Annotated in this window: 11 protein-coding genes; 3 read left to right on the top strand and 8 right to left on the bottom strand. The window is 71.4% G+C overall.

Features of this window, described 5'->3' with window-relative positions:
* Position 1: 1 nt before the first annotated feature.
* The 7 genes from der to aroH all read right to left on the bottom strand — a co-directional run bounded on the left by der (position 2) and on the right by aroH (position 6,945).
* Complete coding sequence (der, locus tag M3M54_RS02850) at positions 2-1,366, bottom strand: ribosome biogenesis GTPase Der (protein ID WP_249020673.1); 1,365 nt, start codon at positions 1,364-1,366, stop codon at positions 2-4.
* A gap of 12 nt (positions 1,367-1,378) precedes the next feature.
* Complete coding sequence (gene cmk / locus M3M54_RS02845) at positions 1,379-1,987, bottom strand: (d)CMP kinase (RefSeq protein ID WP_249020672.1); 609 nt, start codon at positions 1,985-1,987, stop codon at positions 1,379-1,381.
* Complete coding sequence (gene aroA, locus M3M54_RS02840; RefSeq protein ID WP_249020671.1) at positions 1,987-3,273, bottom strand: 3-phosphoshikimate 1-carboxyvinyltransferase; 1,287 nt, start codon at positions 3,271-3,273, stop codon at positions 1,987-1,989. Before aroA ends, cmk begins: the two co-directional genes overlap by 1 nt.
* Positions 3,270-4,088, bottom strand: coding sequence for a prephenate dehydrogenase/arogenate dehydrogenase family protein (locus tag M3M54_RS02835; protein WP_249020670.1), 819 nt, complete (start codon positions 4,086-4,088; stop codon positions 3,270-3,272). Before M3M54_RS02835 ends, aroA begins: the two co-directional genes overlap by 4 nt.
* 8 nt (positions 4,089-4,096) lie before the next feature.
* Positions 4,097-5,182: a 3-deoxy-7-phosphoheptulonate synthase gene (locus tag M3M54_RS02830; RefSeq protein WP_249020669.1), complete on the bottom strand. Its 1,086-nt coding sequence runs from the start codon at positions 5,180-5,182 to the stop codon at positions 4,097-4,099.
* Positions 5,183-5,453: 271 nt separating this feature from the next.
* The gene (gene hisC, locus M3M54_RS02825; RefSeq protein WP_249020668.1) at positions 5,454-6,566 is read right to left on the bottom strand and encodes a histidinol-phosphate transaminase; all 1,113 of its coding nucleotides are present in this window, start codon (positions 6,564-6,566) and stop codon (positions 5,454-5,456) included.
* Positions 6,567-6,576: 10 nt separating this feature from the next.
* Positions 6,577-6,945, bottom strand: a complete 369-nt coding sequence (gene aroH, locus M3M54_RS02820; RefSeq protein WP_249020667.1) for a chorismate mutase — start codon at positions 6,943-6,945, stop codon at positions 6,577-6,579.
* A gap of 65 nt (positions 6,946-7,010) precedes the next feature.
* Between aroH and M3M54_RS02815 the strand changes: the two genes are divergently transcribed.
* Both M3M54_RS02815 and M3M54_RS02810 read left to right on the top strand, forming a co-directional pair.
* Positions 7,011-8,528: a glycosyltransferase family 39 protein gene (locus tag M3M54_RS02815; protein WP_249020666.1), complete on the top strand. Its 1,518-nt coding sequence runs from the start codon at positions 7,011-7,013 to the stop codon at positions 8,526-8,528.
* Between the two features lie 27 nt (positions 8,529-8,555).
* Positions 8,556-10,091 carry a glycosyltransferase family 39 protein gene (locus M3M54_RS02810; RefSeq protein WP_249020665.1) on the top strand — a complete coding sequence of 512 codons (1,536 nt, stop codon included), beginning with the start codon at positions 8,556-8,558 and terminating at the stop codon, positions 10,089-10,091.
* Here the strand turns inward: M3M54_RS02810 and M3M54_RS02805 are convergent.
* Positions 9,976-10,770, bottom strand: coding sequence for a pseudouridine synthase (locus tag M3M54_RS02805; protein WP_249020664.1), 795 nt, complete (start codon positions 10,768-10,770; stop codon positions 9,976-9,978). The genes M3M54_RS02810 and M3M54_RS02805 overlap by 116 nt on opposite strands.
* Positions 10,771-10,791: 21 nt before the next feature.
* On the opposite strand from M3M54_RS02805, the gene rlmN reads away from it, so the two are divergent.
* Positions 10,792-11,781 (top strand): 23S rRNA (adenine(2503)-C(2))-methyltransferase RlmN, encoded by a 990-nt coding sequence (gene rlmN / locus M3M54_RS02800; RefSeq protein WP_249020663.1) that lies wholly within the window; start codon positions 10,792-10,794, stop codon positions 11,779-11,781.
* Positions 11,782-11,805: the final 24 nt, after the last annotated feature.

Raw genomic sequence — 11,805 nt, 5'->3', positions numbered from 1 at the left:
GCTATCGCTGCTCCCGTGAGCCCGCGCGCCCGCGCCGCTCCTTGCGCTCGACGAAGTCGATCATCAGCGGGATCCCCTCCATGCGGTAGCGCTCGCGCATGCGGTTCTCCAGGTAGTAGGCGTAGTCGCGCGTGACCATGGCGTGCGAGTTGACCTGAATCGAGAAGCGGGGCGGCCGCTCGCCCGTCTGCGTCATGTAGATCAGCTTCAGCCGCTGGTTGCGCTGCCGGGCGCCGCTGGCCGCCGGTGGCTGACGCGCCGCGACCACGTCGGCGATGAAGCGGTTCAGCTCCGAGGTCGCGATGCGTCCGGACCGGCGGTCGGCCAAGCCGACCGCCTCCACCAGGATCCGCTCCACGTTGCGCCCGGTCTTGGCGCTGGCGGTCAGCACACGCGGGCGCAGGCGCAGCTTGCGGGAGACCCGTATGCGCTCGGCGTCGAGCTCGTCGGGGCCGATGCCCGCCTGCCCGTCGGCCTGCAGATCCCATTTGTTGAGCACCAGCGCCGTGGCGCAGCCGGACTTCATCGCCATCTCGGCGACACGCAGATCCTGTGCCGTGACCCCGTCGCCGGCGTCACAGACCACGAGCGCCACGTCGGCACGCTGCGCGGCCCGTTCGGAGCGCAGCGCCGTGTAGTACTCGAGCGACTCCCCCACCTTCGCCGCACGCCGCAGCCCGGCCGTGTCGACCAGCACCAGCGAGCGCCCCTCGAAGCGCATCGGCAGATCGATCGCGTCGCGGGTGGTGCCCGCCTGGTCAGAGACGATCACCCGCTCGGAGCCTAAGAATCGGTTGACCAGCGAGGACTTGCCGACGTTGGGGCGCCCGATCAGCGCCAGGCGCACGGGCTCATCGGGTGCGGGCTCGCGGTCGTGCTCCGGCCCGGCGGCGACGATGCGGTCAAGCAGGTCGCCGGTGCCGAGGCCCTGCGCGGCGGAGACGGCCACCGGCTCCCCCAGGCCCAGGCGGTGAAACTCGTACGCGAGCACCAGGTCACGGACCGAATCAACCTTGTTGGCGGCGACCATCACGGGGATCGCGACCCGGCGCAGGAGGTCGGCCATGTCCAGGTCGCCGGCGCGCACACCGGCGCGCGCGTCCACCACCAGCACCGCAACATCCGCGTCGGCGAGCGCCTCGCGCGCCTGACGCTGGATCTGGCGGGCGAGGTCGTCCTGCTCCTCGAGGTCGACGCCACCGGTGTCAACCAGCGTAAGCTCGCGGCCGTTCCACTCGGTGGTGACCTCCTTACGATCACGGGTCACCCCGGAGCTCTCGTGCACAACGGCCTCACGGGTGCCGCTCAGCCGGTTGACCAGCGAGGACTTGCCGACATTCGGGTATCCGACGATCGCGACCTTCATGTGCAGCCGAGGCTAGCGGCCCGCGGCAAGCGCGACGATCCGGGCCACCACCTGCTCGGGCGTCAGGCCGCTTGTATCGATCACGATCGCGCCGTCAGCGGGACGCAGCGGCGCCTGTTCACGGGTCTCATCGCGCGCATCTCGCAGCCGTTGTGACGCGAGCACGGCCTCGGCGTCTAAGCCGAGCTCGACCGCGCGCCGGCGCGCACGCTCGTCCTCGCGCGCGGTCAGATAAACCTTGACCTCCGCCTGCGGCGCGACGACCGTGCCGATATCGCGTCCCTCCGCCACCCAGTCGCCGTGCTCGAGCAGGCGCCGCTGGGCGCCGGTCAGCTCGCGGCGCACATCCGGGTCGGCGGCCACCTGCGAAGCCCGTGCCGAGACCTCCGGGGCGCGGATCGCTTCGGTGACGTCCTCGCCGTCCAAAAGCACGCGCTCGCCGAGCTCGATCTGCACGCCGGCGGCCAGCTCGGCAGCCGGCGTGGTGCGGCGCAGGCTGGCGAGCGCCACGCAGCGGTACATCGCCCCAGTGTCCAGGTAGCGCAAGCCGAGCGCCGCCGCCACCGCACGCGCGACCGTCGACTTACCAGCGCCCGAGGGCCCGTCGATCGCGATCACCATCAGCCCTGCTCCATGCTGACCGACGCTCCGGTCAGCCGCCACAGGTCAAAGAACGCCGGGCAGGTCTTGGCTACCACCGCCGGCTCCTCGATCAGCACCGGCACGCGGGTGCCGATCAGCGCGAAGGCCATCGCCACACGGTGATCCTCGTAGGTCGCGATGCGCACGTCCGGGCGTGGCGTGCCGGGGTGGATGCGAATGTGCCCGGGACCCTCCTCGACGCGGATGCCGAGCCGCCGCAGGTTCTCAGCGCAGGCGGCGATGCGGTCGGTCTCCTTGACGCGCGCGTGGCCGATGCCGGTGATCGTGGTCGGGCCGTCGGCGAACACGGCCACGCAGGCGAGCGTCATGAACACGTCGGAGCTGCCGTTCATGTCCGCCTCGATCCCGCGCAGTTGCGCCGGCCCGCTGAGCTCGACGCTGGCGCCGTCGCTGACGGTGGCGCCCATGCGCTGAAGCAGGGTCACGAGCTCGATGTCACCCTGGGCGGTGCGGCGGCGGTCAAGCCCCGTGAGCGTGACGGTCGCTGGCGCCAGCGCGGCGGCCGCCAGGAAGTAGGAGGCGGTCGAGGCGTCCGGTTCAACCGTGAACTCAGCGGCCCGGTAGCCACCGCGCGCGACCGTGACCGCGCCCGGCTCGACGCGTGGGGTCGAGCCGAAGGCGCGCATCGCGTCGAGTGTCAGCTCCAGGTACGGTCGGCTGACGAGCGTCTGGAACTGAAGCGTAGTGTCGTCGCGGGCAAACGGGGCCGCCATCATCAGCCCAGACAGGAACTGGCTTGAGATCGAAGCGTCGACCGCGACCGTGCCGCCGTCCAACCCATCCGCGTCGATCTGGAGCGGGAACGCCTCGCCGGTGATCCGCGCGCCCTGGCTACGCAGGGCGGCCAGCACCGGGCCGAGCGGCCGGCGGCGCAGCTGCTGGTGCGCGTCGAGGCTGAAGCTGCCGCTGCCGGCGGCCAGCATCGGCACCAGGAAGCGACCGACGGTCGCACCCATGCCGCAGTACACCTGCGCCGGGCCTGATGGCGGCCCGCCGAGGCCGTCCACCTCCCAGCGCAACGTACCGTCATCGCCCGCGTGCTCGCTGATGCCGACGCCGAGCTTGCGCAGGGCGTCGCGCATGGCCCGCGTGTCGTCGGCGTCGAGCCCGTCGCGCAGCGTGGAGCGCCCGGCGGCGACGCCGGCCAGCAGCAGGGCCCGGTTGGTGATGCTCTTGGAGCCCGGCACCCTGACCGCGAAGCGCTCGCGCGTCCGGCCCGGCGCCACCCGCGCCAGCCCGCTCACCGGCTGATCCTCGCGCGGGCGGCGGCGGCACGGTCGCTGAACCGCCGCAGACCGTCCCGGTCGCCGCGCTGTAGCAGCGACCGCACCTCGGTGAGCTCGCTGATCGCCTCGGCGATGGCCGCGTCGAGGGCGACACGGTTGTCAAGGAAGATGTCGCTCCACAACTCGCTGTTGGCGCCTGCCACGCGGGTGCCGTCGCGGAAGCTCGGGCCCACCGCGAGCTCGCTGTCGGTCGCGGGCAGCCCGTTCACCAGCACGTTTGCGAAGACGTGCGGCAGGTGTGAGACGCTGGCCATCAGCCGGTCGTGGAGGGCGGGGTCGATCGTAAGCGGTCTGGCGCCGAGGCCCTCCACGAGCGCGCGCACGGTCGCGAGCGTCGCAGGTGCGGTCGCCGGGCCGGGTGTCAGATACCAGGTGGCGCCGGTGAACATGTCGCCGCGCGCGCCGGCGCTGCCGCGGCTCTCGGCCCCCGCCAGCGGGTGGCCGCCCACGAACCGGGGGTCGCTGACCGCCTCACACAGCGACCGTTTGGTCGAACCGACGTCGCTGATCACGCTGCCCGGCGCGGCCTGGGCGAGCACCGTCGCGGCGAGCTCCGGCAGAGCCCCGACCGGGGCGGCGAGGAAGACCGCGTCCGCTGTGGCGACGGCGCCGGCCAGCGGGCCGGCGCCGGAGTCGATCGCCCCGAGCGCTAGCGCCGCCGGCACGGCTTCCGGGTCGCTGTCCCAGCCACAGACGTGTGCGCCCAGATGCTCGCGCGCCGCCAGCCCGAGCGAGGCGCCGATCAAGCCCAGTCCGACGACGGCGATCCGCAAGGGCGCGCTCAGCTCTTCTGCGCGCGGCGTGCGCGCGCGGCCCCGGCGAGCGTCTCGAGCAGCGCGACGGTCGTCTCCCAGCCGATGCAGCTGTCGGTGATCGACTGCCCGTAGGTGAGGCTCTCGAGCGGCCCGGCTGACTGCTTGCCCTCGACCAGGAACGACTCGACCATGACGCCGATGATCGCCCTTGACCCGGCCGCCACCTGCTCGGCGACCGCGACGGCGATCTCCGGCTGGCGCTCGGCCCGCTTGCCGCTGTTGTCGTGCGAGAGGTCGATCACCAGGCGCTGCGGGAGATGCGCGCGGGCGAGCAGCTCGCCGGCCGCGGCCACCGCCTCGGCGTCGTAGTTTGGGCCCGTCTTGCCGCCTCGCAGGATGATGTGACAGTCGGTGTTGCCACGGGTGTGCAGGATCGCCGAGCGGCCGTCGGCGTCGATGCCCGGGAATGCGTGACGGGCGGCGGCGGCCCGCACCGCGTCGACCGCCACCTGCACGTTGCCGTCGGTTCCGTTCTTGAAACCGACCGGCATCGACAGGCCCGAGCCGAGCTGACGGTGGATCTGGCTCTCGGTGGTGCGGGCGCCGATTGCGCCCCAGGAGACGAGGTCGGAGATGTACTGCGGCGTGATCGGGTCCAGGAATTCGCAGCCGACCGGCACCCCGAGCCCGAGCACCTCGAGCAGCAGCCGGCGAGCCATGCGCAGGCCGCTGTTGACGTCGCCGGAGCCGTCCAGGTGCGGGTCGTTGATCAGGCCCTTCCAGCCGATCGTGGTGCGCGGCTTCTCGAAGTAAACCCGCATGACGATCAGCAGGTCCTCGCGCAGCCGGTGTGCCTGAGCGCTCAGACGCTCCGCGTACTCGCGCGCCGCATCGACGTCGTGCACGCTGCACGGGCCGACGATCACCAGCAGGCGGTCGTCGACGCCGTCGAGCACGGCATGCGCGGCGGCGCGACCGCGCAGCAGCACGTCGAGCGGCTCGCCGTCGAGCGGCAGCTCGTCGAAGAGCTCCTGCGGCGTGATCAGGGGGACAAGGCGCTCGATCCGCTGATCGCGGACTGCGTCAGCCTGGGTGGCACGGATCACGGTCATCACGGCTGCCTCATGCGGTGGCGTTTCATCGTCTGCTTCCTCTCGGACTGCTGCACTGAATGTACGCAAAGCGGCGAGGTCGGGTTACGCCGCGCTGGCGCGGATCGTGTGCGGCGCTCGGCTCCCGTATGGGCCGCCGCGCGCCTGTGACGAGGACCCTGGGTTCTGCCAGCCGAGCGCCTAGCTAAATCGCCAGGCGTAATAGCGCGCGTACCAGGACCAGCCGAGTGTGTTGTGGGCTGAGTCGCTCATACGCGTGGACCTCAGCGTATCACCGACCGGCGCCCTGGCCGGCGCCTGCGGGGTTCAGCGCATCGAGCGCCGCGAGGAAGCGCGCGTTCTCGCGCTCAGACCCGACGGTCACGCGCAGGAAGCCGGGGCCCCCAAGCGCGCTGCCACCACGCACCAGCACCCCACGCTCGCGCAGGCCCGCCACCACGTCGGCGTCCGCCCCCTCGTCCGAGACCCGGACCCAGAGGAAGTTCGCGTCGCTTGAGGGCAGCCAGTAGCCGCGCTGCGCAAGCGCCGCGGTGAGCTCGGTGCGGGCGGCGACCGTTGCGGTTACGCGCTGCTCGACCGCATCCTGATGGCGCAGGGCCTCGGTTGCCGCGGCCTGCGCGGCGGCGCTGAGGTAGAAGGGCTGGCGAACCTGGTCGACGGCGACACGGAAGGATTCACTGCCGCACAGCGCGTAGCCGACACGCAGGCCGGCGAGACCGTAGACCTTCGAGAAGGTCCGCAGCAGCACCAGGTTCGGGTGAGCCTCGAGCAGCTCGAGCGAGGCCAGCGGATCGCCGACGGTGAGCGAGAACTCGACGTAGGCCTCGTCGAGGATCACGCAGACGTGGTCGGGGACGCGCTGCAGGAACGCGGCGATGGCGCCCAGCTCAAGCGCGGTGCCGGTCGGGTTGTTGGGGTTGCAGAGGAGCACGAGCCGGGTCGCGACGGTGATCTCGGCAGCCATCGCCTCCAGGTCGTGGACCGCCTCACCGGTCAGCGGCACCTCGATCGCGCGCGCGCCGGTCGCCGCCGCCAGGTGCGGATACATGCTGAATGACGGCCAGGCATAAACCAGCTCTGCGCCGGGCTCGAGCAGCGCCTCGCCGGCGGCCAGGAGCAGGTCACAGGAGCCGGCGCCGAGCGCAACCCGGGAGGCCGGCAGGCCGTGGCGCTCACCGAGCGCATCGCGCAGCTCGCGGTAGCTGGGGTCCGGATAGCGGTTTGCGCCGATCACCGCGCGGCGGGCCGCCTCGATGACCGGCTCGAGCGGTCCGAACACCGCCTCGTTGGAGGCGAGCATGGCAACCTCGGAACCGAGACTGTAACCGGCCGCCGCCGGGTAAACCGGGATCCTGCGGGTCTTCTGCGCGAACTCGATCGCCATCGACTCGAGACTACTGGGCCGAGTCCAGGTCCGAGCGCAGCACGCGCGCCGCGTTCAGGTAGACGTGCGACGGCACGTGATCCTCCTCGGCGTAGTAGTGCAGCAGCGTACGCACGACACGCGGCAGCGAGCCCGGCACCGGCACCTCGCGCGTGCACAACAGCGGCACACGGCTCAGGCCAAGCTGGCGGGCCGCCACGGCCGGAAACTCCGCGTCCAGGTCCGCTGTCAGGGTGAAGATGCAGCTGACCATCGCCTCCGGCTCAAGCCCGTTGCGTGCGATCATCTCGCGCATCAGCTCATCGGTGGCGTCGAGGATCGCGGCGGCATCGTTGCGAGCCACGCTGTTTGCGCCGCGCAGCGCGAAAAGTCGTTGCATTGGCGGCGCATTGTGGCAGACACGCCGTTGCCCGGCCTTTATCGAAAGCTGACATGCTGCCGCGCGTGCCAGTTGTGCTGCTGACAGCGCTCGGCGCGTTCCTGCGCTTCTTCTATATCGGCCACCAGGGCTTCTGGTACGACGAGTCCTACACCGTGTTCCTGGTCAAGCATGGCTCAGGCACGATGCTGGGGCTGATTCCGCAGCTCGAGTCAACGCCGCCGCTCTACTACCTGATCACCTGGGCGTGGGCGCGGATCTTCGGGTTCAGCCCGGCCGCCCTGAAGTCGCTTTCGGCGCTGTTCGGGACGCTCACCATCCCGGTGGCCTACGCGGCCACCCGCAAGCTGCTTGAGAGCCGCCGGGCGGCGCTCATCCTGACCGCGCTGGTGGCCTGTAACCCGCTGCTGATCTGGTACTCGCAGGAGACGCGCGCCTACGAGCTGATGGTGCTGACCTGCGCGCTCACGCTCTGGGCCTTCGCCTACGCGCTCGAGGATCCGCGGCCGAAGTTGATGGCGCTGTGGGCGCTCGCCTGCGCGGTGGCGCTGGTGACCCACTATTACGCGGTGATCGCCGTCGTGCCGGAGGCGGTCTGGCTGCTCTACCGTCACCGGCGCGCGCGCGCTGTCTACGGGGCGCTGGCTGCGGTGGCTGCAACCGGCTTTGCCCTGCTGCCGCTGGCCCTGACCCAGAACCGCACCGGCAACAACAGCTGGATCGCCAACTCCTCCTACCTGCTGCGCCTGCGACAGGTGCCGGGGCTGTTCCTGCTCGGTCCCCAGACACACCTGCACACGCTGCTTGAGCTGCTCGCACTCGCGACCGTCGCGCTGGCCTCCGTGCTGGTGGTGCGCGAGGCCCGCGGACGCGAGCGGCGCGGCGCGTTTTTGGCCGGCGGCCTGGCGCTGGCCGGATTCCTGATCGCCGCCGGTCCCGGCTACAACACGTTCCTGGGGCGCAACCTGCTGCCACTCCTGCTGCCGGCTGCGATCTTCCTGGCGGCCGGTCTGGGCGCCGCCCGCCGGCGCCTGCTGGGCCTCGGCGCGACCGCGCTGCTGTGCGCGATCGGAGTCACGGCGGTGCTCAGCGTGGACACCACCTACGCCTTCCAGCGGCCCAACTGGGCGCTGGTCGCCGCCGCTTTCGGGCGCTGGCCGGCAGCCGGCCAGAGCCGGCGCGACGGGCGCATAATCGTCGTGCAGTACAACCCGGGGATTCTGCCGCTTGACCTGTACCTGCCCGACCTGCGCTACGCCAAGCAGAGCACCCTGCGGCGGATCACGGAGATCGACGTCGTTGCCGCACTGCCGCACAGCGGCCTCGGGGGCTTCTGCTGGTGGGGCTCGGAGTGCAACCTGGTCCCCTCACGGCTTGACCGCCACTACAAGACCCCCGGCTTTCACGTGGTCGCGCGCCGCCGCGTGCACAACTTCGGGATCCTCGAGCTGCGCGCGAAGCGGCCCATGACGGTGCGCCTGCGCCAGGTCGCCGTACCGGTCAGACGCCGTGCCCCGGACGGCAGGCTCTACGTGCCCACCCATGCCCAGCTGCACGACGCGATGCTCGTCCAACAGGCCTGAGCGCGCGGCTCTGGCACCCTGAGCGGTGTGCTGAGCAAGCTTCACGCCCACCGTCCGGTGCTTGCCGCCGTGGTTGGGATGACGGCGTTTGCCGCCGCGATCCGCTTCTACGGGATCGGCCATCAGGGCCTTTGGTTCGACGAGGCATACACGGTGATGCTCGTCAAGCTGCCGCTCGGGCGGATGCTCGCCACGATCCCGAAGACCGAGTCGACCCCCTACGTCTACTACGTTGCGGCCTGGATCTGGACGCGTGCCTTCGGGCACGGTGCCGTGGCGATCCGGTCGCTCTCGGCGCTGTTCGGGGTCGCGCTGGTGCCGGTCGCCTACCTGGCGGCGGAGCGGCTGCTGGCCAGCCGGCGTGCCGGCCTGGTGGTGGCGGCGCTGACCGCGTGCAATCCGCTGCTGATCTGGTACTCGCAGGAGGCACGGGCCTACGAGCTCTTGGCGCTCACATCCGCGCTCAGCCTGCTCGCGTTCGCGCACGCGCGCGAGCGGCCCGACCGGCGCACGCTGGCTGCCTGGGCGCTGGCCAGCGCGCTGGCGCTGGCCAGCCACTATGAGGCGGCGCTGCTGGTGGTTCCCGAGGCTGTGTGGCTGGCCGTCGTGCACCGTCGTCGTCTGGTCACCTGGGTTGCACTCGCGTTCGTCGCCGCCTGCGGCGGTGCGCTCCTGCCGCTGCTGATCAAGCAGACGAGCGAGCACAACGCCGCCTGGATTCGCAAGGCGCCGCTCGGCGCCCGCCTGGGCCAGATCCTGCCGCAGTTCCTGCTCGGCACCGGCTCCTACGCGTACACGGCGCTGGCCCTCTGCGGGCTCGCTGTCTGCCTGGTCGCGCTGGCGCTGCTGGCCAGGTATGGGCAGCGCACCCAGCGGCGAGCGCTCGTTCCGGCAGCGCTGGCGCTCGCCGGCTTCGCGCTGGTGATGGCGATCGACGCCGCCGGGACCGACACTGTGATCACCCGCAACCTGCTGGCGCTGTGGCTGCCGCTGGCGGTTGCGCTGGGCGCCTGCCTGAGCCTGCCCAGGGCGGGCCGCGCCGGTCTGTTGCTGGCCGGGACGCTGTGCGCGATCGGCCTTGCCGCGGCCGTCAGCGTCGCCGCCGACCCGACCCTGCAGCGGCCCGACTGGCCGGCCGTGGTGCGCGCGCTCGGCCCCTGGCCGAGCGCGCGCCAGCCGGCCGGCGCCACGCGCCTTGTGATCTTTCAGCGCAACGTCTGGCTCGAGTCGCTGACCGCCGTCTACATGCCCAACACCCGCGACCTGCGTCGCGGCAAGCCACGACGGGTCACGGAGATCGAGATCGTCGCCAACAGCGCACCGCCGGGCTCGGGCGAGCACTGGCTGTGCTGGTGGGGAGCGGGCTGCAACCTCGAGCCCTCACGGCTCGCTCGCCATTACGACATCCCCGGCTTCCGGGCCGTGTCCCGCACGCACGTGCGGCAGTTCACGATCCTGCGGCTCGTCTCCGCCCGTCCACGGCGCGTCTACCAGGGCCAGATCCTGCGGGCGCTGCGCCGGGCGGGCTCACCGCTGTACGGGGTGTTGATCCAGCGGCCCTGAGCAGGCTCACCTCGGCGCTGGTCAGCTGCCGGTATCCGCCCAGCGCCAGATCGCCGAGCACAAGCGGCCCGAGGCGCACGCGCTCGAGCGCCAGCACCGGGTGACCGACCGCCTCACACATGCGCTTGACCTGACGCTTGCGTCCCTCGTGGATCGTGAGCTCGAGCGTTCCTGGGCTCACACGGCGCACCCGTGCGGGCGCTGTCCTGCCGTCCTCCAACTGCACACCGTCGCGCAGCAACGCCAGCGCCCGTCCCCCCACCGGCCCGTTCTGCACACGCACCCGGTAGGTCTTCTCAACCCCGAAGCGGGGATGCGTCAGGCGGTGCGCGAGCGCACCGTCATCGGTCAGCAGGATCAGCCCCGTGGTATCGGCGTCAAGGCGGCCGACCGGGTACAGGCGTCGCCGGTCTTTGACGAGCGCAACCACGGTCGGACGTCCCTGCGGATCGCGCGCGGTCGAGACCACGCCGGCGGGCTTGTTGACCGCGTAGACCACGGTGGCTGCCACCGGGGTGACGGCGCGTCCATGCACCTCGATCAGCATCCCGTCGGCGACATCGCGCGCCGGGTCGGTGACGCACTCGCCGTCCACGGTGACCGCGCCGGAGCGCACGAGCTCCTCAGAGGCGCGGCGTGAGGCAACGCCACAGCCGGCGAGGTACTTGGCCAGTCGCATCGGCCTGTCACCATAGCCGTCGTGGATCTGGATCTGCTGGAGCGCACGCTCACCGAACTCGGCGAACCCGCCTACCGTCTGCGCCAGGTGTGGCAGTGGACCGCCGCCGGCGCCGATTCCTACCAGGAGATGACCAACCTTCCGCAGGCGCTGCGCGGTGCATTGACAGCGGCGGTGCCCTTCTCGACACTCACCGTGCAGAGTGAGGCGCGGGCCGCCGACGGCACCGTCAAGGTGCTGATGCGCACCGCCGACGGGCGGCCACTTGAGGCGGTGCTGATGCGCTACCGCGACGGCCGCCACTCGCTGTGCCTCTCCTCCCAGTCAGGGTGCCCGCTCACCTGCACGTTCTGTGCGACCGGCCAGATGCGCTTCGGCCGCAACCTGAGCGCCTGGGAGATCCTCGACCAGGCGCTTTACTTCCGGCGCCTGACGCCGGTTGACCACTGCGTTTTCATGGGGATGGGCGAGCCGCTGATGAACCTCGACGCCGTGCTCGCCGCCTGCCAGCGGCTGCCGGACCTCGGCATCAGCAGCCGCCATACGGCGATCTCGACCGTCGGCTGGATCCCCGGGATCGACCGGCTCGCCGCGCAGCCGCTGCCGCTGCGGCTGGCGCTGTCGCTGCACGCTGCCAGCGCGGAGCTGCGCTCGACGCTGATGCCGGTCAACGACCGCTATCCGCTGCCCGACGTGCTCGCAGCCTGCGAACGCTTCTACGCACGCAAGCGCCGGCGCGTGTTCGTCGAGTACGTGATGCTTGCGGGCGTCAACGACTCAGTCGGCCAGGCGCGCGAGCTGGCGGCGATCCTCGACCCCACGATCTTCAAGGTCAACCTGATCCCGTATAACCCGACCGGGACCGGCCTTCAGGGATCGGCCCCGGGCGCGATCGCGGCGTTCGCCGCCGAGCTCGAGCGCCTTGGGCTGAGCGCGACCGTACGGCTCACCCGCGGACGCGAGATCGCCGCCGCCTGCGGACAGCTTGCAGCCGGAGCCGTGGCTGCCTAGCCACGGTGCGCACCGGCTGTCAGC

The organism is Conexibacter sp. S30A1, from assembly GCF_023330665.1.
Taxonomy (GTDB): Bacteria; Actinomycetota; Thermoleophilia; order Solirubrobacterales; family Solirubrobacteraceae; genus Palsa-465.
Note: the sequence above shows the minus strand (reverse complement) of the source record. Positions and strands in the feature narration are given on the sequence as shown.